Annotated in this window: 20 protein-coding genes and 1 other RNA gene; 17 read left to right on the top strand and 4 right to left on the bottom strand. The window is 62.5% G+C overall.

What is annotated here, in order from left to right; translation table 11 throughout:
* Nucleotides 1-11: 11 nt before the first annotated feature.
* The 4 genes from PBDP_RS24315 to PBDP_RS24300 all read right to left on the bottom strand — a co-directional run bounded on the left by PBDP_RS24315 (nt 12) and on the right by PBDP_RS24300 (nt 3,456).
* Nucleotides 12-590: a BON domain-containing protein gene (locus PBDP_RS24315; RefSeq protein WP_030139689.1), complete on the bottom strand. Its 579-nt coding sequence runs from the start codon at nt 588-590 to the stop codon at nt 12-14.
* Nucleotides 587-1,180 (bottom strand): phosphoheptose isomerase, encoded by a 594-nt coding sequence (locus tag PBDP_RS24310; RefSeq protein WP_007928463.1) that lies wholly within the window; start codon nt 1,178-1,180, stop codon nt 587-589. The genes PBDP_RS24315 and PBDP_RS24310 overlap by 4 nt, the downstream gene beginning before the upstream one ends.
* A 102-nt stretch (nt 1,181-1,282) precedes the next feature.
* Nucleotides 1,283-1,645: a YraN family protein gene (locus tag PBDP_RS24305; protein ID WP_109754818.1), complete on the bottom strand. Its 363-nt coding sequence runs from the start codon at nt 1,643-1,645 to the stop codon at nt 1,283-1,285.
* Nucleotides 1,645-3,456, bottom strand: coding sequence for a penicillin-binding protein activator (locus PBDP_RS24300; RefSeq protein WP_109754817.1), 1,812 nt, complete (start codon nt 3,454-3,456; stop codon nt 1,645-1,647). Before PBDP_RS24300 ends, PBDP_RS24305 begins: the two co-directional genes overlap by 1 nt.
* Before the next feature lie 329 nt (nt 3,457-3,785).
* On the opposite strand from PBDP_RS24300, the gene rsmI reads away from it, so the two are divergent.
* The 17 genes from rsmI to ftsZ all read left to right on the top strand — a co-directional run bounded on the left by rsmI (nt 3,786) and on the right by ftsZ (nt 22,238).
* Nucleotides 3,786-4,691 carry a 16S rRNA (cytidine(1402)-2'-O)-methyltransferase gene (gene rsmI / locus PBDP_RS24295; RefSeq protein WP_212801426.1) on the top strand — a complete coding sequence of 302 codons (906 nt, stop codon included), beginning with the start codon at nt 3,786-3,788 and terminating at the stop codon, nt 4,689-4,691.
* 74 nt (nt 4,692-4,765) lie between these two features.
* Nucleotides 4,766-5,119, top strand: an RNA gene (rnpB, locus tag PBDP_RS24290) — RNase P RNA component class A.
* Nucleotides 5,120-5,427: 308 nt separating this feature from the next.
* On the top strand, nt 5,428-5,883 hold the full coding sequence (mraZ, locus tag PBDP_RS24285) for a division/cell wall cluster transcriptional repressor MraZ (RefSeq protein ID WP_003205355.1): 456 nt from the start codon (nt 5,428-5,430) through the stop codon (nt 5,881-5,883).
* Nucleotides 5,880-6,827, top strand: a complete 948-nt coding sequence (rsmH, locus tag PBDP_RS24280; protein ID WP_162893864.1) for a 16S rRNA (cytosine(1402)-N(4))-methyltransferase RsmH — start codon at nt 5,880-5,882, stop codon at nt 6,825-6,827. The genes mraZ and rsmH overlap by 4 nt, the downstream gene beginning before the upstream one ends.
* Nucleotides 6,824-7,117, top strand: coding sequence for a cell division protein FtsL (gene ftsL / locus PBDP_RS24275; RefSeq protein ID WP_003178214.1), 294 nt, complete (start codon nt 6,824-6,826; stop codon nt 7,115-7,117). Before rsmH ends, ftsL begins: the two co-directional genes overlap by 4 nt.
* Nucleotides 7,117-8,856, top strand: coding sequence for a peptidoglycan D,D-transpeptidase FtsI family protein (locus tag PBDP_RS24270; RefSeq protein WP_162893922.1), 1,740 nt, complete (start codon nt 7,117-7,119; stop codon nt 8,854-8,856). The genes ftsL and PBDP_RS24270 overlap by 1 nt, the downstream gene beginning before the upstream one ends.
* On the top strand, nt 8,856-10,319 hold the full coding sequence (locus PBDP_RS24265; protein ID WP_109754815.1) for a UDP-N-acetylmuramoyl-L-alanyl-D-glutamate--2,6-diaminopimelate ligase: 1,464 nt from the start codon (nt 8,856-8,858) through the stop codon (nt 10,317-10,319). Before PBDP_RS24270 ends, PBDP_RS24265 begins: the two co-directional genes overlap by 1 nt.
* Nucleotides 10,312-11,679, top strand: a complete 1,368-nt coding sequence (locus PBDP_RS24260) for a UDP-N-acetylmuramoyl-tripeptide--D-alanyl-D-alanine ligase (protein WP_116833399.1) — start codon at nt 10,312-10,314, stop codon at nt 11,677-11,679. The genes PBDP_RS24265 and PBDP_RS24260 overlap by 8 nt, the downstream gene beginning before the upstream one ends.
* Complete coding sequence (gene mraY, locus PBDP_RS24255) at nt 11,679-12,761, top strand: phospho-N-acetylmuramoyl-pentapeptide-transferase (protein ID WP_109754813.1); 1,083 nt, start codon at nt 11,679-11,681, stop codon at nt 12,759-12,761. Before PBDP_RS24260 ends, mraY begins: the two co-directional genes overlap by 1 nt.
* Nucleotides 12,762-12,766: 5 nt before the next feature.
* A complete protein-coding gene (murD, locus tag PBDP_RS24250) occupies nt 12,767-14,113 on the top strand; it encodes a UDP-N-acetylmuramoyl-L-alanine--D-glutamate ligase (protein ID WP_116833398.1) in 1,347 nt (448 codons plus the stop codon).
* Nucleotides 14,110-15,327: a putative lipid II flippase FtsW gene (ftsW, locus tag PBDP_RS24245; RefSeq protein ID WP_109754811.1), complete on the top strand. Its 1,218-nt coding sequence runs from the start codon at nt 14,110-14,112 to the stop codon at nt 15,325-15,327. Before murD ends, ftsW begins: the two co-directional genes overlap by 4 nt.
* Nucleotides 15,317-16,387, top strand: a complete 1,071-nt coding sequence (gene murG, locus PBDP_RS24240; RefSeq protein WP_109754810.1) for an undecaprenyldiphospho-muramoylpentapeptide beta-N-acetylglucosaminyltransferase — start codon at nt 15,317-15,319, stop codon at nt 16,385-16,387. The genes ftsW and murG overlap by 11 nt, the downstream gene beginning before the upstream one ends.
* Nucleotides 16,380-17,840 carry a UDP-N-acetylmuramate--L-alanine ligase gene (gene murC, locus PBDP_RS24235; protein ID WP_109754809.1) on the top strand — a complete coding sequence of 487 codons (1,461 nt, stop codon included), beginning with the start codon at nt 16,380-16,382 and terminating at the stop codon, nt 17,838-17,840. Before murG ends, murC begins: the two co-directional genes overlap by 8 nt.
* Nucleotides 17,837-18,802 (top strand): D-alanine--D-alanine ligase, encoded by a 966-nt coding sequence (locus PBDP_RS24230; protein WP_109754808.1) that lies wholly within the window; start codon nt 17,837-17,839, stop codon nt 18,800-18,802. Before murC ends, PBDP_RS24230 begins: the two co-directional genes overlap by 4 nt.
* Nucleotides 18,803-18,805: 3 nt before the next feature.
* Nucleotides 18,806-19,672, top strand: a complete 867-nt coding sequence (locus PBDP_RS24225; protein ID WP_030139675.1) for a cell division protein FtsQ/DivIB — start codon at nt 18,806-18,808, stop codon at nt 19,670-19,672.
* Between the two features lie 14 nt (nt 19,673-19,686).
* Entirely contained in the window at nt 19,687-20,946 is a 1,260-nt protein-coding gene (gene ftsA / locus PBDP_RS24220; RefSeq protein ID WP_003178237.1) for a cell division protein FtsA, read from the top strand.
* 98 nt (nt 20,947-21,044) lie between these two features.
* Entirely contained in the window at nt 21,045-22,238 is a 1,194-nt protein-coding gene (gene ftsZ, locus PBDP_RS24215) for a cell division protein FtsZ (RefSeq protein WP_109754807.1), read from the top strand.
* Nucleotides 22,239-22,321 lie beyond the last annotated feature (83 nt).

Genomic DNA, 22,321 nt, shown 5'->3' with positions numbered 1-22,321 from the left:
CTCGCGCCGTATCAGTCAATGTACTCAAACAACTTTACGATTTTCTGCACCCCGGACACACCCTGCACCAGATTGGTCGCCTGCGCGGCCTCTTGCTTGGTCAGCAGCCCCAGCAGATAGACAATGCCATTCTCAGTCACGACCTTGATGCGCGAGCCGGGAATGCTGGCGTCGGTGAGCATCTGGGTCTTGATTTTGGTGGTCAGCCAGGCGTCATTCTGGCGTGCCAGCAGCGAGGACGGTTGCAACACCTGCAGTTCGTTATGCACGGTCTTGACCCGCTGCACGGCGCTGGCTTCCTGCTCGGCCTTGGCCTTGAGGTCGGCGCGCGGGGTCTGGCCGGCCAGCAATACGACGCCGTTGAAGCTGGTGACGACGATGTGCGAGTTGTTGTCCAGGTCCGGGTCGGCCTTGGCGATGTTCACTCCCACTTTGGTTTCGATCAGGGAGTCGTCGATCTTGCTGCCGAAGGTGCGGGTGCCGCGGTCGTCTTCAATCGGCTTTTCCCGGCTGGCGTTAACCACCGATGTGCAGCCGCTGATGCCGAGGCACAGGGTCAGGGCCAGAAGGCCTAGGCGATTAGGGGTCATTCTTCACTCCCGAACAGTTGGCTGTCGATCAAGTCGCAAAGGCAGTGGATCGCCAGCAGGTGGACTTCCTGGATACGTGCGGTGACATTGGCCGGTACGCGGATCTCGACGTCTTCAGGCAATAGCAGGGACGCCATGCCGCCGCCGTCACGACCGGTCAATGCTACGACAATCATTTCGCGATCATGTGCGGCCTGGATCGCTTGAATAATATTGGCCGAGTTGCCGCTGGTGGAAATGGCCAGCAGTACATCGCCGGGTTGACCCAGGGCGCGGATCTGTTTGGAGAATACTTCGTTGTAGCTGTAGTCGTTGGCGATCGAGGTGATCGTCGAGCTGTCGGTGGTCAGGGCGATCGCCGGCAGGCTCGGACGCTCGCGTTCGAAGCGGTTGAGCAGTTCCGAAGAGAAATGCTGGGCATCGCCGGCCGAGCCGCCATTGCCGCACGAAAGCATCTTGCCCTCGTTGAGCAAGGCGTTGACCATCACTTGGCTGGCTTGCTCGATGTGTGGTGCAAGTACGTCCATCGCCTGTTGCTTGGTGTCGATACTGGCCTGAAAAAGCTGGCGAATTCGCGATTGCATGTCCATCAGTGTGACCTTAAGTAGCGCGGCTTATCGGCACAAAAGTGTGCGGCGCGCAAAGCAAAGAGCAAAAAAGTTAGGTGAAGGTGTCCGGCTCGGCATGGGCGCTCAACTGTCGAAGGCGTTCTGCAGCCAATTCAACTGGGCGGCGTTGCTGTCGATGGCAACCACGTCGAAGCGGCAGGGATGATCGGCCCAGCGAGACTCGCTTTGCAGAAAGTACTGCGCGGCGAAAACCAGCTTCTGGCGCTTGCGCTCGTCAATGCTGTCGAGCGCGCCACCCCATTGAGTATTTTTTCTGTAGCGGACTTCGACGAATACTACTGTATCGCCGTCAAGCATGACCAGATCAAGCTCGCCGCGTTTACACAACCAGTTCTGCGCCACCAGCCGCAGGCCTTGCTGCTGGAGATGCGCGAGAGCCTGGCCCTCGGCATCCCGTCCGCGTTGCTGGCGTGATCGGTCAGGCATCAGCGCTGGGTATCCGGCAGGCGCTGTACCTGGCCGTTGACGAATTCGGCCCATGGCAGTTGACGCTGTACGCGCTGGGTTGCGGATACTGCCAGGCTGCCCGACAGGCCTTCGATGCGGCTGTCCGGCAGCGTCTTGAGCTGGCCCAGGCGCGGTGCCAGGCGATAGGCGTCTACACCCATCGCGTACAACCGACCCAGGCTGCCACCGGCCTGGGGCCACTGGGCGGTTACCTGTTTGCGCAGTGGGTCATTGGCGTCGAGCAACCACGGGGTTTCGCAGAAGCGGATGCCGCTCATGTCGTTGTACTGGTTCTGGTCGCCGCTGGCGCTGAACACCGAAGACGTCGCGTAGACCGGCACGTCACCGGCGTACTGGAAGTTCAAGGTTGGCTTGATCTGCTGAGCCTGTTGCGGCGTCGAGGCCAGGAAGATGAACTCGATGTCCTGGCGACGGGATGGCTGGGCTGCGACCGTGGTGCCAACGGTGTTTTGCAGGCTTTTGGCGCGGCCCTCGCTCTGGCGCAATTGGAACATGTCGGCGATCTGCTGGGCCAGTTGCACTGGCTGGTCGACCCGTTCGATCGCGATGATGGTGCCGCCATTGGCCTGCCAGTCCTGGCTGAAGGCCTTCAGTACACGATCGCCCCATTCACCCTTCGGTATCATGGCGGCGGCACGATGCAGGCCGTCGGCACGGGCGCGACGGGACACTTCGCGCGCTTCATCCTCGGGCGCCAGGCCAAACTGGAACAGTTGCGGTGGCCCTTGTTCGCCTTCGCTGTAGTTCAGCGCCAGGGTGGTGATTGGCAGTTGCGGGCGAGTGCTGATCTGCTTGACCAGTGGTTTTTCCAGCGGTCCGACCACCAGTTGCACGCCGTCGGCCTGGGCCTTGCGGTAGAACTCGTCCATGGAGGTCAGGCTGGAGCTGTCGTAGAACTGGATGCTTGGTGGCTTCTGCCCGGCCTGCTGGGCCTGGTAGTGCGCGGCCATGAAGCCTTCACGCAAGGCCTTGGCAACCGCGGCCAGCGGGCCATTCTGCGGCAGCAGCAGGGCGATCTTGCTCAGCGGCTGGCTCGCCAGTTCCTTGAGCTTGACCAGGGGTGTCGGTAGTTGCAGGGCGGCGGGGTGCTTCGGGTTCTGTTCGCGCCAGTGATCGATGGCTGCCTGCTGTTGCTCCAGGGTGCCGGCGGTCTTGACGGCCTGGGCGAGGCTCAGCCAGCCGCCCAGATCGTCGTTGCTGGTCGGTTGCAACTGGTCGGTGGGCAGCGAGGCGATCAGTACCCAGATCGCTTCGTGGTTTTTCGCCGCGGCGTCGTTTTCCAGCAGGGGCGCGATGAAGATGCGCTCCTTGGCGGCGGCCAGGGTCTGGCCATCGGCCTCGAGGGCGCGGGCGCGGACGGTGCCGGTGCGGACCTGCTGCTCTACTGGCATTTCGCTCAGGTGTTGCAGGCTTGGGTGGCTCAGGGCAGTCAGTGCCGCCTTGGGCTGGTTGCGGGTCATCGCCAGTTCAGCCGACAGCGTGCTGGCAAAAATCTGCTGGCCGGGCTTGAGTTGCTCCATCGGCACTTGTTGCAGGATCTGTGCGGACTGGCCGGCGTTGCCCTGGCGGTAGGCCAGGTCGGCAGCGCTCAGGCGCAGTAGGGCGGCTTTTTCCGGGTTTTTGCTTTGGTTGGCCTGTTCGAGCAACTGCTCGATACTGGCATCCGGGGTCCGTGGAAGTTCGCCAAGGCTGGACGAGGGCGAGCTGGCGCAGGCCGCCAGGAGGGCAGCGAGGCAGAGGGCGGAGAGCAGCCGCAGGCAAGCGATCATGTAAGTGTTCCTGATACGAGATCAAATTAGCGTCGAATTGTACCCAAGCACTGGCCGGGGCGCGATGTTAGTGGTGTGAATCGATCAATTTAGGTATTTCAAAGGGTGCGGCGCCGCACAAAAGCCGCTACTCACTCGGGTGGCGACACCAACCTGTGGCGAGGGGATTTATCCCCGCTGGGTTGCGTAGCAGCCCCAAGACCTTCCACATCGGTGTGTCAGGCTGAATGGTTTCCAGCCTTTTTGGGGCTGCTGCGCAGCCCCGCGGGGATAAATCCCCTCGCCACAATGGCTGATGTGAACAACTGAGAGGGCTGGCACACGCTACAATGGCGGTTTTTACCGATCATGAGGTGTGCGCTTTGACTGCTCCAGGTGCTTTGAATTCCGCTGCCGGCTCGCTTTATGTGGTGGCGACGCCCATCGGCAACCTGGACGATATCAGTGCTCGGGCGCTGAAAATCCTGCAGGAGGTTGCGCTGATCGCGGCGGAAGACACGCGCCACTCCCAACGCCTGCTGCAGCATTTCGGTATTTCCACGCCATTGGTGGCCTGCCATGAACACAATGAGCGCGACGAGGGCAGCCGTTTCATTACCCGGCTATTGGCGGGCGATAACGTCGCGCTGATTTCCGATGCAGGGACGCCGCTGATTTCCGATCCTGGCTATCACCTGGTGCGCCAGGCTCGGGCCGCTGGCATCAATGTGGTTCCGGTGCCGGGCGCCTGCGCATTGATCGCTGCACTGTCGGCGGCGGGCCTGCCGTCGGACCGGTTCATCTTCGAAGGTTTCCTGCCGGCCAAGGCGGTGGGGCGGCGCGCCCGTCTGGATGCTATAAAGGAGGAGCCGCGTACGCTGATCTTCTATGAAGCGCCGCACCGCATTCTGGAATGCCTGCAAGACATGGAGTTGGTGTTTGGTCCCGAGCGTCCGGCACTGTTGGCTCGTGAGCTGACCAAGACGTTTGAAACCCTGAAGGGCCTGCCGCTGGCCGAGTTGCGAGCTTTTGTCGAAAGCGACAGCAACCAGCAGCGCGGCGAGTGCGTCGTGCTAGTGGCCGGGTGGACAGCGCCGGAAAGTGAAGACGCTGTCAGCAGCGAGGCGATGCGCGTCCTGAACCTGTTGCTTGAGGAGATGCCCCTCAAGCGCGCCGCTGCCCTTGCTGCGCAGATCACTGGCGAGCGCAAGAACGTGCTGTATCAGGTCGCGCTGGAAAAACAGAAAGGCCAGTGAAACCGGGATATGGGGCTGGCCCAAGGCTTTTAGCGCTTGTTCTTCGGGCGCTCTACCGTTAACCTTCGCGGCGGAGAGTCGATTGGACAGTCGCTGCCCTCTATGAGAATTAGGGGGGGGAGGAAAGTCCGGGCTCCATAGGGCGAAGTGCCAGGTAATGCCTGGGAGGCGTGAGCCTACGGAAAGTGCCACAGAAAATAACCGCCTAAGCGCTTCGGCGCCGGTAAGGGTGAAAAGGTGCGGTAAGAGCGCACCGCACGTCTGGCAACAGTTCGTGGCTAGGTAAACCCCACTTGGAGCAAGACCAAATAGGGTCCCAAGGCGTGGCCCGCGCTGGGACCGGGTAGGTTGCTAAAGATGTCCAGTGATGGCCATCGTAGACGAATGACTGTTCAAGACAGAACCCGGCTTACAGATCGACTCTCCACCTTTTCCCTCCCTGCCGGAATCACTGGCAGACGCAGTTCCTAATACCAAAAAAATCTTACTCTTAACAAATCACTTTAACTTGTGCGCGCAGCCTCCTGTGCTTCCTCGGGTTGAGGCGAAATTTCCTACGTCAGATTCTTGTTACCCCTCCTGAAACGCTCCTAAATCTCCGATCTATAAGGCTTTTCCTTCAATCCGCGCCTTGACGGTGCGGTGGGCGCATTCCTATAGTGTGCGCAAGTGGCGGAAAGTGGCATGAAGTGGGTTTTTTTGAAGGTAAAACGCCAAAAAGTGGAGAAACGCTGACGTGTTTCGCGGAGCTAACGCTATCAGTCTCGATGCAAAAGGCCGTCTCGCCATGCCGAGCCGGTATCGTGACGAGCTCGTTTCGCGAAGTTCGGGGCAGTTAATCGTCACGATCGACGCTGTTGATCCATGTTTGTGTGTTTACCCTCTGGATGAGTGGGAAATCATCGAAACCAAACTGCGCGCACTGCCTTCGCTGCGTGAAGAAAACCGTCGCCTGCAACGCTTGCTGATTGGTAATGCCGTCGACCTCGAGCTCGATGGCAGCGGTCGTTTCCTGGTGCCGCCGCGCCTGCGCGAATACGCCAAGTTGGACAAGCGCGCGATGCTGGTGGGCCAACTGAACAAGTTCCAGCTGTGGGACGAAGATGCCTGGAATGCGGTTTCTGCCGCCGACCTCGCTGCTATTCAACAACCGGGCGCCATGCCTGATGAACTGCGTGATTTGATCCTGTGACTATTGATAGCGGCTTTAACCACATCACCGTACTGCTTGACGAAGCCGTCGAGGCTCTCGCCGTACGTCCTGATGGCTGCTATCTGGACGGCACGTTCGGACGTGGCGGGCACAGCCGGTTGATTCTCAGCAAGCTGGGGCCGGGCGGCCGGTTGCTTGGATTCGACAAGGATCCTCAAGCGATTGCCACCGGGCAAGCGCTGGCGGCCGAAGACGGCCGCTTTGTCGTTGTGCAGCGCAGCTTTGCCGAGTTGGGTTCGGAAGTCGCCGAGCGTGGCCTGGCCGGCAAGGTCAGTGGCGTGCTGCTCGACCTGGGCGTGTCTTCGCCACAACTGGATGACCCGGAGCGCGGCTTCAGTTTCCTCAATGACGGCCCGCTGGATATGCGCATGGACCCGTCCCGTGGCATCAGCGCCGCCGAATTCGTCAACACTGCCCCGGTGGAAGAAATCGCCCGTGTCTTCAAGGAATACGGTGAGGAGCGTTTCTCCGGCCGTATGGCCCGTGCCGTGGTCGAGCGTCGCGACATCAAGCCTTTCGAGCGCACCGGCGATCTGGCCGAAGTACTGAAAGTCGCCAACCCGGCCTGGGAGAAGGGCAAGAACCCGGCGACCCGTGCTTTCCAGGGCTTGCGTATCCACGTCAATAACGAGCTGGGCGATCTGGAAGTCGGACTCGAAGCGGCGCTTGAGGCACTGGAGATCGGCGGTCGGCTGGTAGTGATCAGCTTCCATTCCCTGGAAGACCGCATCGTCAAGCTGTTCATGCGCAAACTCACCAAGGGCGAAGCCGATAACCTGCCGCGCAACCTGCCGGTGCGTTTCGAAGCCTTCGTGCCGAAAATCAAGATCCATGGCAAAGCGCAGTTCGCTTCCGAAGCCGAGCTCAAGGCCAACCCACGCGCCCGTAGCGCCGTCATGCGTGTCGCGGAGAAGTTGCGGTGAGCAAGCTCTTCGCCAAGCCCCTGCCCGGCGGCAGCTTTTTCATGCTGCTGCTGTTTATCGGCGTGCTCGTGTCGGCCATCGCCGTGTCCTATAGCGCGCACTGGAACCGGCAGTTGCTCAATACCCTCTACAACGAACTGAGCGTGCGCGATAAAGCGCAGGCCGAGTGGGGCCGGTTGATCCTGGAGCAGAGCACCTGGACCGCCCATAGCCGCATCGAAGTATTGGCCACCGAACAACTGAAAATGCGCATTCCCGGCGCCGCCGAAGTGCAGATGGTGGCGCCATGATGAAACTCGAAGGGGCGCTGTTCCCGTGGCGGTTTCGTCTGGTTTTGGGCCTGCTCGGGATCATGGTGGCGGCGATTTCGTGGCGCATCATCGACCTGCAGGTCGTCGACCGTGATTTCCTCAAGGGGCAGGGCGATGCCCGCAGCGTGCGGCACATTCCGATCCCGGCTCACCGTGGCCTGATCACCGACCGCAATGGCGAACCCCTGGCCGTGAGTACCCCGGTGACCACCCTGTGGGCCAACGCCAAGGAAATGCAACTGGCCAAGGAAAAATGGCCGGCACTGGCCGCCGCTCTCGGGCAGGATCCCAAGGCCCTGGCCGAGCGCCTCGAAGCTCAGGCCAACAAGGAATTCATCTATCTGGTGCGCGGGTTGACCCCCGAGCAGGGCCAGAGCGTGCTCGACCTTAAAGTGCCGGGCGTCTACGGCATCGAAGAGTTCCGGCGTTTCTACCCGGCCGGTGAAGTCACGGCCCACATGGTCGGGTTCACCGACATCGATGATCGAGGTCGGGAAGGTGTCGAACTGGCCTATGACGAATGGCTCGCCGGGGTCGCCGGCAAGCGCCAGGTCATCAAGGACCGGCGCGGACGGCTGATCAAGGATGTCCAGGTTACAAAAAACGCCAAGGCCGGAAAGCCCTTGGCGTTGTCCATTGACCTGCGCCTGCAATACCTGGCCAACCGTGAACTGCGCAATGCCATCGTAGAGAACGGTGCCAAGGCCGGCAGCCTGGTGATCATGGATGTGAAGACCGGCGAGATCCTGGCCATGGTCAACCAGCCGACCTATAACCCGAACAACCGCCGCAACCTGCAACCTGCGATGATGCGCAACCGCGCGATGATCGACGTGTTCGAGCCGGGCTCGACCATGAAAGCCGTGTCCATGGCTGCAGCCCTGGAAACCGGGCGCTGGAAACCGAGCGACACCGTCGAGGTGTATCCGGGCACCTTGCAGATCGGCAAGTACACTATTCGTGACGTGTCCAAGACCGAAGGCCCGGTGCTCGACCTGACCGGCATCCTGATCAATTCCAGTAACGTCGGCATGAGCAAGATCGCCTTCGATATCGGCGGCGAGACGATTTATCGCCTGGCCCAGAAGATCGGCCTCGGCCAGGACACCGGCCTGGGCTTCCCGGGCGAGCGTGTCGGCAACCTGCCGAACTACCGCGACTGGCGCAAGGCTGAAACGGCCACCCTGTCCTACGGCTACGGTGTTTCCGTGACGGCGATCCAACTGGTCCACGCATTTTCCGCGCTGGCCAACAATGGCCGTATCGCTCCGCTGACGCTGATCAAAACCGACAAGGCACCGCAGACCACCCAGGTGATCCCGGAGAACGTCGCCAAGACCATGCAGGGCATGCTGCAACAGGTGATCGAGGCGCCACGCGGCGTCTACCGCGCCCAAGTGCCGGCTTATCATGTGGCAGGTAAATCGGGTACCGCGCGCAAGACCTCCGTGGGTACCAAAGGCTACGCCGAGAACTCCTACCGTTCGCTGTTTGCCGGTTTCGGCCCGATGAGCGACCCGCGCTACGCCATCGTCGTGGTCATTGATGAACCGAGCAAGGCGGGCTACTTCGGTGGCCTGGTTTCGGCACCGGTGTTCAGCAAAGTGATGTCCGGCACCCTGCGCCTGATGAACATTACCCCGGATAACCTGCCGCCGACCCAGCAGGCCAACACCGCACCGGTCGTTCCCTTGAAAGCCGAAGGAGGGCGTGGCTGATGTCCCTGAGCCTGAACAAGATTTTTGCCCATGCCGGTCACGATCTGTTGATTCGCGAGTTGGCCCTGGATAGCCGCAATGTACGTGCCGGAGACCTGTTCCTGGCGGTGCCGGGCGCGCGTTTCGATGGTCGCGCCCACATCGCCGATGCCCTCAAGCGCGGTGCGGCGGCCGTGGCTTATGAAGTGCAAGGCGCGACCGTGCTGCCGATCACTGACGTTCCGCTGATTCCAGTCAAGGGCCTGGCGGCACAGCTGTCGGACATCGCCGGGCGTTTCTATGGCGACCCGAGCCGTCACCTGAACCTGATTGGCGTGACCGGTACCAACGGCAAGACCAGCGTCACCCAACTGGTGGCCCAGGCCCTGGACCTGCTCGGCCAGCATTGCGGCATTGTCGGGACCCTGGGCAACGGTTTCCATGGCGCACTGGAAAGTGGCCTGCACACCACGCCGAACCCGATTGCCGTACAAGCGACCCTGGCGGACTTGAAGAAGGCCGGTGCCAAGGCCATTGCGATGGAAGTCTCATCCCATGGCCTGGACCAGGGCCGTGTGACCGCGCTGGCATTCGATGTCGCGGTGTTGACCAACCTGTCCCGGGATCACCTGGATTACCACGGCACCATGCAGGCCTACGGCGAAGCCAAGGCCAAGCTGTTCGCCTGGAATGATTTGAAATGCCGGGTCATCAACCTCGATGACGAGTTCGGTCGGCAATTGGCTGCCGAAAAGCGCGAGTCCCGGTTGATTACCTACAGCCTGGAAGATGCCAGCGCCTACCTTTATGTACGCCAGGCGCAGTTCACTGACGAAGGTGTTCGCGCCACGCTGGTCACGCCCCAAGGCGAGCATCATCTGCGCAGCACCTTGCTGGGGCGCTTCAACCTGAGCAACGTATTGGCCGCCATCGGCGCCTTGCTCGGCCTGGACTACGCGTTGGACGAAATCCTCAAGGTCTTGCCGAAGCTCGAAGGCCCGGCCGGTCGCATGCAGCGCTTGGGTGGCGGAACGCAACCGCTGGTGGTGGTCGACTACGCCCATACCCCCGATGCCCTGGAAAAAGTCTTGATGGCCCTGCGGCCTCACGCCAAAGGCAAGTTGCTGTGCCTGTTTGGCTGCGGCGGCGATCGTGATCGCGGCAAGCGCCCGTTGATGGCCGAGGTGGTCGAGCGGCTGGCCGACGGTGTGTTGGTCACCGATGACAATCCACGTACCGAAGACCCACTGCGGATTTTCGACGACATCCGTGCCGGCTTCTCGGCGGTGGATAACGTCACCTTCGTGGCCGGTCGCGGCCAGGCCATCGCCCAGTTGATTGCCAGCGCTTCGGCGGACGACGTCATCGTCCTGGCCGGCAAGGGCCACGAGGACTATCAGGAAATCAACGGCGAACGCCATGCTTTCTCCGATCTGGTGGAAGCCGATCACGCCCTGACCGCATGGGAGGTGGCCCATGCTTAAGGCCCTGAAACTCAGCGAACTGACCAACGCCCTGAATGGGCGCCTGCTTGCTGCGGACGCTTCCTTCGATGGCGTCAGCATCGACAGTCGCGCCATCGCCCCGGGACAACTGTTTGTCGCCCTGGCCGGGCCGCGCTTCGATGGTCACGATTACTTGAACGAGGTCGCGGGCAAAGGTGCGGTCGCGGCGTTGGTCGAGCGGGAAGTGACCAACAGCACGTTGCCGCAGTTGTTGGTCAACGACACCCGCCAGGCCCTGGGCCAGCTCGGTGCGCTGAACCGCGCGGCGTTTGGCAATCCGGTCGCGGCCATCACCGGCTCCAGCGGCAAGACCACGGTCAAGGAAATGCTTGCCAGCATTCTGCGCACCCGCGGTCCGGTGCTGGCGACCCGTGGCAACCTGAACAACGACCTCGGCGTGCCGCTGACCCTGCTGGAACTGGCGCCGGAGCATAGCGCAGCGGTCATTGAACTGGGGGCTTCGCGGCTGGGTGAGATTGCCTACACCGTGGCCATGACCAAGCCCCATGTGGCGGTACTCAACAACGCCGGGACCGCCCATGTCGGCGAGTTCGGCGGCCCGGAAAAAATCGTCGAGGCCAAGGGCGAGATCATCGAAGGGCTGGATGCCGATGGCGTCGCCGTGCTGAATCTCGACGACAAGGCCTTTGAAATCTGGAAGACCCGGGCGGGTGAGCGCAAGGTGTTGACCTTCGCCCTGAGCAACCTCGCCGCGAATTTCTACGCCAGCGACCTGGACCGCGATGCCCGTGGTTGCCCGGCTTTCAACCTGCACAGCCCCGACGGCGCCGAGCGGGTCCAGTTGAATCTGCTCGGCACCCATAATGTGGCCAATGCCCTGGCCGCCGCCGCCGCCGCCCATGCCCTGGGCGTGTCGCTGCCAGGCATCATCGCCGGGTTGAACGCCGTGCAGCCGGTCAAGGGGCGCTCCGTCGCGCAACTGGCCAGCAACGGCATGCGCGTGATCGACGACACCTACAACGCCAACCCGACGTCCATGTGCGCGGCGGTGGATATCCTTGCTGGTTTCTCCGGCCGTACCGTGCTGGTGCTGGGGGATATCGGCGAACTGGGCGAGTGGGCGCAACAGGGCCATCACGATGTCGGTGCCTATGCGCGCGGCAAAGTCGATGCGCTGTATGCGGTCGGCCCGATGATGGCCCACGCGGTCGCGGCGTTTGGCGAACACGCACAGCATTTCACCACTCAGGCCGAGCTGATCCAGGCCCTGGGCGCCGAGCAAGACCCGAACACCACCTTATTGATCAAGGGCTCACGCAGTGCAGCGATGGAAAACGTCGTCGCGGCGCTGTGCGGCACCCGTATGGAGAAACATTAATGCTGCTGCTGCTAGCGGAGTACCTGCAACAGTTCCACAAAGGCTTCGCGGTCTTCCAGTACCTGACCCTGCGCGGGATCCTGGGTGTGCTGACCGCGCTGTCGTTGTCGCTGTTCCTGGGCCCGTGGATGATCCGCACCCTGCAGAACCTGCAAATCGGCCAGTCGGTGCGTAACGACGGCCCGCAGTCGCACCTGTCCAAATCCGGCACCCCGACCATGGGCGGCGCGCTGATCCTGTCGTCCATTGGCATCAGTACCGTGCTCTGGGCCGACCTGGCGAACCGTTACGTCTGGGTCGTGCTGTTGGTGACCCTGCTGTTCGGCGCCATCGGTTGGGTCGACGACTATCGCAAGGTCATCGAGAAGAACTCCCGTGGCCTGCCAAGCCGCTGGAAATACTTCTGGCAGTCGGTGTTCGGCCTCGGCGCGGCGATCTTCCTTTATATGACCGCCGCCTCGCCGGTGGAAACCACCCTGATCCTGCCGATGCTCAAGGATTACAGCATCCCGCTGGGCGCCGGTTTCGTCGTGTTGACCTACCTGGTGATCGTCGGTTCGAGCAACGCGGTCAACCTCACCGACGGCCTCGATGGCCTGGCGATCATGCCGACGGTGATGGTCGGCGGTGCGCTGGGGATCTTCTGCTACCTGTCGGGTAACGTGAAGTTCGCCGAATACCTGCTGATCCCTTATGTACCGGGGGCGGGCGAGCTGATCGTGTTCTGCGGTGCGCTGATCGGTGCCGGCCTGGGCTTCCTGTGGTTCAACACCTACCCGGCGCAGGTCTTCATGGGCGACGTCGGCGCGTTGGCGCTGGGCGCGGCCCTGGGCACCATCGCGGTCATCGTTCGCCAGGAAATCGTCCTGTTCATCATGGGCGGTGTGTTCGTGATGGAGACCCTGTCAGTCGTCATTCAGGTTGCTTCCTTTAAATTGACCGGCCGCCGCGTATTCCGCATGGCGCCGATCCACCACCACTTTGAACTCAAGGGCTGGCCCGAGCCGCGTGTGATCGTCCGTTTCTGGATCATCACCGTGATCCTGGTGCTGATCGGCCTTGCCACCCTGAAGCTGAGGTAGAACGAGTGTCCCTGATCGCTTCTGACCACTTCCGCATCGTTGTCGGCCTCGGCAAGAGCGGCATGTCCCTGGTTCGCTTCCTGGCGAACCGGGGCGTGTCGTTTGCCGTGGCCGATACGCGGGAGAATCCGCCTGAGCTGGCCACGCTGCGCCGTGACTATCCCCAGGTGGACGTGCGTTGTGGCGAGCTGGATGTCGAATTCCTGTGCCGCGCCGATGAGCTCTACGTGAGCCCCGGCCTGGCCCTGGCGACTCCGGCCCTGCAGGCGGCGGCTGCCCGTGGCGTGAAACTGTCCGGCGACATCGAGCTGTTCGCGCGTAACGCCAAGGCGCCGATCGTCGCCATCAGCGGTTCCAATGCCAAGAGCACCGTCACCACCCTGGTGGGCGAGATGGCCGCGGCAGCTGGCAAGCGTGTCGCCGTGGGCGGCAACCTCGGTACCCCGGCACTGGACCTGCTCAGTGACGACGTCGAGCTGTACGTGATGGAGCTGTCGAGCTTCCAGCTGGAAACCACTGACCATCTGGGTGCCGAAGTGGCGACCGTGCTCAACATCAGCGAAGACCACATGGACCGCTACAGCGGCCTGCCGGCTTATCACCTGGCCAAGCACCGGATCTTCCGTGGCGCCCGGCAAGTGGTGTTCAACCGTCAGGACGCCCTGACCCGACCGCTGTTGGGCGAGGGCATGCCATGCTGGTCCTTCGGCCTGGGTGTTCCGGATTTCAAAGGTTTCGGGCTGCGCGAAGAGAATGGCGAGAAATACCTTGCCTTCGAATTCCAGAACCTGATGCCGGTGCGCGAGCTGAAGATTCGCGGCGCCCACAATCAGGCCAATGCCCTGGCGGCCCTGGCCTTGGGACATGCGGTCGGTCTGCCGTTCGACGCCATGCTCTCGGCGCTGCGTACTTTTGCCGGTCTCGAACATCGTTGCCAGTGGGTGCGCGACCTCGATGGCGTGGCCTGGTACAACGATTCCAAGGCCACTAACGTGGGTGCCGCGCTGGCGGCCATCGAAGGGCTGGGCGCGGACATCGAAGGCAAACTGGTGCTGATCGCCGGTGGCGACGGCAAGGGTGCCGACTTCAAGGATCTGCGCGATCCGGTGGCGGCCAACTGCCGTGCCGTGGTGCTGATGGGCCGCGACCGCGAGTTGATCGCCCAGGCGCTTGGCGATGCCGTGCCGCTGGTGCGCGTCGCTTCGCTGGATGAAGCGGTGCAACAGTGCCGCGCCCTCGCGCAACCGGGCGACGCGGTGCTGTTGTCGCCGGCCTGCGCCAGTTTCGACATGTTCAAGAACTACGAAGAGCGCGGGCAGTTGTTCGCCCGGGCGGCGGAGGACTTGGCATGAGCCTGATGAACATCATCAAGCCGTACCCGTCGCCATTGATCACCGGGCGTGGCATCGACCTGGATTTCCCGATGCTCGCCGGTTGCCTGGCATTGCTGGGCCTGGGCCTGGTGATGATCACGTCCGCATCGTCGGAAGTGGCCGCGGTGCAGTCGGGCAATACGCTTTACCACATGATCCGCCACCTGATTTACCTGGTGATCGGCTTGGGCGCGTGCATCGTCACCATGATGGTGCCGATCGCCACCTGGCAGCGCCTGGGCTGGATGATGCTGCTCGGTGCCTTCGGCCTGTTGGTGATGGTGCTGTTGCCGGGGATCGGCCGCGAGGTCAACGGTTCGATGCGCTGGATCGGCTTCAGCTTCTTCAACGTTCAGCCTTCGGAGATCGCCAAGGTCTTCGTGGTGATCTACCTGGCCGGTTACCTGGTGCGTCGCCAGAAAGAAGTGCGCGAGAGCTGGATGGGGTTCTTCAAGCCGTTCATCGTGTTGCTGCCGATGGCGGGCCTGCTGCTGATGGAGCCGGACTTCGGCGCCACGGTGGTGATGATGGGCGCGGCGGCGGCGATGCTGTTTTTGGGTGGCGTCGGGCTGTTCCGTTTCACCCTGATGGTGGCGCTGGCGGTGGCGGCAGTGACCGTGCTGGTCCAGGCGCAACCGTATCGGATGGCGCGTTTGATCACCTTTACCGACCCGTGGGCCGACCAGTTCGGTTCCGGCTATCAATTGACCCAGGCGCTGATCGCCTTCGGTCGTGGCGAATGGCTGGGCGTGGGCCTGGGCAACAGCGTGCAAAAGCAGTTCTACCTGCCCGAAGCGCACACCGACTTCGTGTTCTCGGTGCTGGCCGAAGAGCTGGGCGTCGTGGGCTCGCTGTGCACCGTGGCGCTGTTCGTGTTCGTCTGCGTGCGCGGTATGTACATCGGCTTGTGGGCCGAGAAGGCCAAGCAGTTTTTTGCCGCGTACGTGGCGTATGGCTTGTCGTTCCTGTGGATCGGCCAGTTCCTGATCAACATTGGCGTGAACGTCGGCCTGTTGCCGACCAAGGGCCTGACGTTGCCGTTCCTCAGTTATGGCGGCAGCTCCCTGGTGATCTGCTGCGCCTGTCTCGGCTTGTTGTTGCGTATCGAATGGGAGAGTCGAACCCATTTGGGCAGCGAAGAGATGGAATTCCAGGAGAGCGACTTCGCCGAGGAGCCGACTCATGGGCGCTAACGTGCTGATCATGGCGGGCGGTACCGGCGGGCATGTCTTCCCGGCGCTGGCCTGTGCCCGGGAGTTCCAGGCGCGCGGCTATACCGTGCACTGGCTGGGCACGCCACGGGGGATCGAGAACGAACTGGTGCCAGGTGCCGGCCTCGAACTGCACCGGATCGACGCCAGTGGCCTGCGCGGCAAAGGCAAGCTGTCGTTGCTCAAGGCACCGCTGATGCTGCTCAAGTCGATCTGGCAGGCGCGGGCGATCATCCGTCGGTTGCGGCCCGTGTGTGTGGTCGGGTTCGGTGGTTATGTGACCGGTCCTGGCGGTGTCGCGGCGAAATTGGCCGGTGTGCCGGTGATCGTTCACGAACAAAACGCCGTGGCCGGTACCGCCAATCGGTTACTGGTGCCGTTGGCCGCCCGGGTCTGTGAAGCCTTTCCCGACACCTTTACCCTGTCGGGCAGCCGCCGTACCACCGGTAATCCGGTGCGTACCGAGCTGTTTTTCGATACACCGCGTCCGGCCCTGGCTGGACGCAAGGCGCGTTTGCTGGTCCTGGGCGGAAGCCTGGGGGCAGAACCGTTGAACAAATTGCTGCCTGAAGCCCTGTCGCAGGTCGCCCCCGAACTGCGTCCGGAAGTGTTTCACCAGGCCGGCAAGAACCACGATGAAGTGACCGCAGAGCGCTACCGCGCTGCCGGCGTCGAGGCGCAGGTGCAGCCTTTCATCAAAGACATGGCCCAAGCCTATGGCTGGGCCGACCTGGTGGTCTGCCGCGCAGGCGCGTTGACCATCAGTGAACTGGCTGCCGCCGGTCTGCCCTCGATGCTGGTGCCTTTGCCCCACGCGATCGACGATCACCAGACCCGTAACGCCGATTATTTGGCCCGTGAAGGCGCTGCCTTCCTGATGCCGCAAAGAACGACTGGCGCCGCGGATCTTGCCGCCCGCCTGACAGAGGTTTTGATGCAGCCGCAACGACTTGAAGAGATGGCCCGCGCCGCACGCCGCCTGGCCAAACCCGATGCCACGGCCCAAGTGGTCGATACCTGCCTGGAGGTGGCCCATGGTTGAGAATCGCAAAGCCATGCCACAACCGGAAATGCGCCGTATCCGCCGCATCCACTTCGTCGGAATCGGCGGCGTGGGCATGTGCGGGATCGCCGAAGTGCTGTTGAACCTGGGCTATGAAGTCTCCGGTTCCGACCTGAAAGCGTCCCCGGTGACCGAGCGTCTGGAATCCTTCGGCGCGCAGATCTTTATCGGCCACCGTGCCGAGAACGCCGCCAATGCCGACGTGCTGGTGGTTTCCAGTGCCGTGAACACCTCCAACCCGGAAGTCGCCACCGCCCTGGAACGCCGCATCCCCGTGGTGCCACGGGCCGAGATGCTCGCCGAGCTGATGCGTTATCGCCACGGCATCGCCGTCGCCGGTACCCACGGCAAGACCACCACCACCAGTCTGATCGCTTCGGTGTTCGCCGCCGGTGGCCTGGACCCGACGTTCGTGATCGGTGGGCGGCTGAATGCCGCGGGCACCAATGCCCAGTTGGGCACCAGCCGCTACCTGATCGCGGAAGCCGACGAGAGCGACGCGAGCTTCCTGCACCTGCAACCGCTGGTGGCCGTGGTGACCAACATCGACGCCGACCACATGGCGACCTACGACGGTGACTTCAACAAGCTGAAGAAAACCTTCGTCGAGTTCCTGCACAACCTGCCGTTCTACGGTTTGGCGGTGGTGTGCCTGGACGACCCGGTGGTGCGCGAAATCCTGCCGCTGATCAAGCGTCCGACCGTGACCTACGGTTTTGGTGAAGAGGCCGACGTACGCGCCATCAATGTGCGCCAGCAGGGCATGCAGACGTTCTTCACCGTGCTGCGCCCTGATCGCGAGCCGCTGGATGTGTCGGTGAACATGCCCGGCAACCACAACGTGCTCAACGCCTTGGCCACCATCTGCATCGCCACCGACGAAGGCGTCAGCGATGAAGCCATCGTCCAGGGGCTGTCCGGCTTCCAGGGCGTGGGCCGGCGTTTCCAGGTCTACGGCGAACTGCCGGTGGACGGCGGCAACGTGATGCTGGTGGACGACTACGGCCATCACCCGACCGAAGTCGCCGCGGTGATCAAGGCCGTACGCGGTGGCTGGCCGGAGCGCCGCCTGGTGATGGTCTACCAGCCGCACCGCTACAGCCGCACCCGCGACCTGTATGACGATTTCGTCCAGGTACTGGCCGACGCCAACGTGCTGCTGTTGATGGAAGTCTACCCGGCCGGTGAAGAGCCAATCCCGGGTGCCGACAGCCGCCAGCTGTGCCACAGCATTCGCCAGCGCGGTCAGTTGGACCCGATCTACATCGAACGCGGCGTGGACCTCGCGCCGCTGGTCAAGCCGCTGCTGCGCGCCGGCGACATCCTGCTGTGCCAGGGTGCCGGCGATATCGGTGGCCTGGCCCCGAAACTGTTGAACAGTCCGTTATTCGCCGGGGCCATCGTGGCTTCCAGCGCGGGGAAACTGAAATGACTGCTGCCTACGCTAACCTGGTCTCGACCCTCGATCCGAAAGCCTTCGGTCGCGTGGCCGTGCTGTTCGGTGGCAAGAGCGCCGAGCGCGAGGTGTCCCTCAAGTCCGGCAACGCCGTGCTGCAAGCCTTGCAAAGTGCTGGTGTCGACGCATTCGGCATCGATGTGGGCGACGATTTCCTGCAGCGCCTGCTGAACGAAAAGATCGACCGTGCGTTCATCATCCTGCACGGTCGCGGTGGCGAAGACGGCAGCATGCAAGGCCTGCTCGAATGCCTGGGCATTCCCTACACCGGTAGCGGCATCCTGGCTTCCGCCCTGGCGATGGACAAACTGCGTACCAAGCAGGTCTGGCACAGCCTCGGCATTCCGACGCCGCGTCACGCCGTGCTGGCGTCCGAGGCCGATTGTATTTCGGCGGCCACGGAACTGGGCTTCCCTTTGATCGTCAAACCGGCCCATGAAGGTTCAAGTATCGGCATGGCGAAAGTGAATTCGCTGCCTGAGTTGACCGCGGCATGGAAAGACGCCAGTTCCTACGATTCGCAAGTGTTGGTCGAACAATGGATCACCGGTCCCGAGTTCACCATCGCCACCCTGCGTGACCAGGTGTTGCCCCCGATTGCGCTGGGCACCCCGCACACGTTCTACGACTACGACGCCAAGTACGTCGCCAACGATACCCAGTACCGCATTCCCTGCGGGCTGGACGCCGCCAAGGAAAAAGAACTGATGGACCTCACGGCCAAGGCCTGTGAGGCGCTGGGTATTGCCGGCTGGGGCCGGGCAGACGTGATGCAGGACGCCGATGGGCAGTTCTGGTTCCTGGAAGTCAACACCGCTCCCGGCATGACCGATCACAGCCTGGTACCGATGGCGGCCCGGGCCGCTGGCCTGGATTTCCAGCAACTGGTGCTGTCGATCCTGGCCGCCAGTGTCGGCCAACAAGAGCCAAGAGGTTAAGCCATGCAAGGCGCATCGCTTCGTCATCAGCCATCCGCACCCGGTCGCAAGCCGGTGCCGCGGGGTGCCAGCCGAATGGTGGCCAAGGAGCCGATGTCGGCGCGTCTGCCGAAAGCCAACTTTGGCTTTCTCAAGAGCCTGTTCTGGCCGGTGCTGCTGGTGGCGTTGGGGTTCGGTACTTATGAAGGCGCCCAACGGCTGTTGCCTTACGCCGACCGGCCGATTGCCCGGATCAACGTCCAGGGCGACCTGAGCTACATCAGCCAGCAGGCGGTGCAGCAGCGGATCGCCCCGTTCGTGGCCTCGAGCTTCTTCACCATCGACCTGGCGGGCATGCGCACGGAGCTGGAGCAGATGCCCTGGATCGCCCACGCCGAAGTCCGCCGGGTATGGCCCGACCAGGTGTCGATCCGTCTGGAAGAGCAACTGCCGGTGGCCCGATGGGGCGACGAGTCGTTGTTGAACAACCAGGGCCAGGCGTTTACGCCGCGGGAACTGGCCAACTATGAACATTTGCCACAACTGTTCGGCCCACAGCGGGCCCAGCAGCAAGTGATGCAGCAGTACCAGGTGTTGAGTCAGATGTTGCGGCCACTGGGCTTCTCCATCGCGCGCCTGGAATTGCGTGAGCGCGGCAGCTGGTTCCTGACCACTGGCGCGGGCAGCTCGGGGCCGGGCATCGAGCTGTTGCTCGGTCGCGGCAACCTGGTGGAAAAGATGCGCCGCTTCATTGCCATCTATGACAAGACGCTCAAAGAACAGATTACGAACATTGCGCGCATCGATCTGCGCTACGCCAACGGCCTGGCTGTTGGCTGGCGGGAACCTGTAGCGCCGACGACGGCCGTACCCGCCGTCGCGAAGAATTAAGAAGAGGCAGGACCATGGCAAACGTGCAAAGCGGGAAAATGATCGTCGGTCTGGATATCGGCACTTCCAAGGTGGTGGCGCTGGTAGGCGAAGTCGCGGACGACGGCACGCTGGTCATCGTCGGGATCGGTACACACCCGTCCCGCGGCTTGAAAAAAGGCGTGGTGGTGAACATCGAGTCCACCGTGCAATCGATCCAGCGCGCCATCGAAGAGGCGCAGTTGATGGCCGGTTGCCGGATCCACTCGGCGTTTGTCGGCGTGGCAGGCAATCACATCCGCAGCCTGAACTCCCACGGCATCGTGGCGATCCGTGATCGCGAAGTCAGCTCCGCCGACCTCGAGCGCGTGCTCGACGCGGCCCAGGCCGTGGCGATCCCGGCCGACCAGCGGGTGTTGCACACCCTGCCGCAGGATTACGTGATCGATAACCAGGAAGGCGTGCGCGAGCCCTTGGGCATGTCTGGCGTTCGCCTGGAAGCCAAGGTCCACGTGGTGACCTGTGCGGTGAACGCTGCGCAGAACATCGAGAAATGTGTGCGCCGCTGCGGCCTGGAAATCGACGACATCATCCTCGAGCAACTGGCTTCGGCCTACTCGGTGCTGACCGACGACGAGAAAGAGCTGGGCGTGTGCCTGGTGGACATCGGCGGCGGCACCACCGACATCGCGATCTTCACCGAAGGCGCCATCCGTCATACGGCGGTGATCCCGATTGCCGGCGACCAGGTGACCAACGACATCGCGATGGCGTTGCGCACCCCGACCCAGTACGCCGAGGAAATCAAGATCCGCTACGCCTGCGCCCTGGCGAAACTCGCCGGTGCCGGTGAAACCATCAAGGTGCCAAGCGTCGGCGACCGCCCACCGCGCGAACTGTCGCGCCAGGCCCTGGCCGAAGTGGTCGAGCCGCGTTACGACGAGCTGTTCACGCTGATCCAGGCCGAATTGCGCCGCAGCGGCTACGAAGACCTGATCCCGGCCGGCATCGTCCTGACCGGCGGTACCTCGAAGATGGAAGGCGCGGTCGAACTGGCCGAAGAGATCTTCCACATGCCGGTGCGCCTGGGCGTGCCCCATGGCGTCAAGGGCCTGGATGACGTGGTTCGCAATCCGATCTATTCCACCGGCGTGGGCCTGTTGATGTACGGCCTGCAGAAGCAGTCCGACGGGATTTCCTTCTCGGGCATCGGCAGCCGTGACAGCTACAGCAACGACGAGCCGAAGGCACCGCTGTTCGAGCGGCTCCAGGCTTGGGTCAAAGGCAACTTTTAAACAGTTTCAAAGCTTCAAGCGACAAGTTTCAGGCTTGGCGCTGGAAGACGCGGCAAACGCAGTAGGCGAAAAAACTAGAGAATGAAAGGAGAGGGAAAATGTTCGAACTCGTAGACAACATCCCCGCTAGCCCGGTTATCAAAGTAATCGGTGTCGGCGGTGGCGGCGGCAACGCTGTCAACCACATGGTCAAGAGCAACATCGAAGGCGTCGAATTCATTTGCGCCAACACCGATGCTCAAGCGCTGAAAAACATCGGCGCGCGGACCATCCTGCAACTGGGTACCGGCGTGACCAAGGGCCTGGGTGCCGGCGCGAATCCCGAGGTTGGCCGTCAGGCTGCCCTGGAAGACCGCGAGCGCATCGCTGAAGTCCTGGCCGGCACCAACATGGTGTTCATCACCACTGGCATGGGCGGCGGTACCGGTACCGGTGCTGCTCCGATCATTGCCGAAGTGGCCAAGGAAATGGGGATCCTCACCGTTGCGGTGGTGACCCGTCCGTTCCCGTTCGAAGGCCGCAAGCGCATGCAGATCGCCGACGAAGGCATCCGCGCGCTGAGCGAAAGCGTCGACTCGTTGATCACCATCCCCAACGAGAAGCTGCTGACCATCCTGGGTAAAGACGCAAGCCTCTTGTCGGCTTTCGCCAAGGCCGATGACGTACTGGCCGGTGCCGTTCGCGGTATCTCCGACATCATCAAGCGTCCAGGCATGATCAACGTCGACTTCGCCGACGTACGCACCGTGATGTCCGAAATGGGCATGGCGATGATGGGCACTGGCTGCGCCAGCGGTCCGAACCGTGCTCGTGAAGCCACCGAAGCGGCCATCCGCAACCCGCTGCTCGAAGATGTGAACCTGCAGGGCGCTCGTGGCATCCTGGTGAACATCACTGCCGGTCCCGACCTGTCCCTGGGCGAGTACTCCGACGTGGGTAGTATCATCGAGGCGTTCGCTTCCGACCACGCGATGGTCAAGGTCGGCACCGTGATCGATCCTGACATGCGTGACGAGCTGCACGTGACTGTAGTTGCCACCGGTCTGGGCGCGAAAATCGAGAAGCCGATGAAGGTGATCGACAACACCGTTCAAACCACCATGGCCTCCCAGCCACAGCAACAAGCGGCCGCTCGTCAGGAACAACCGGCTGTGAACTACCGTGACCTGGACCGTCCGACCGTCATGCGCAACCAGGCCCAGGCCGGTGCTGCGACTGCCGCGAAGATGAATCCGCAAGACGATCTGGATTACCTGGACATCCCGGCATTCCTGCGTCGTCAGGCCGATTGATGAAATGTATCAGGGGGATACGGGTGATTGGTGTTCAGCAAAGGTCTGGTCTGCTATCATCGCCAGCCTTTGTTGATACCAGT

Source organism: Pseudomonas sp. St290 (assembly GCF_018325805.1).
GTDB classification, from domain to species: Bacteria; Pseudomonadota; Gammaproteobacteria; order Pseudomonadales; family Pseudomonadaceae; genus Aquipseudomonas; species Aquipseudomonas bijieensis.
This window is presented reverse-complemented; position numbering and strand designations above follow the sequence as displayed.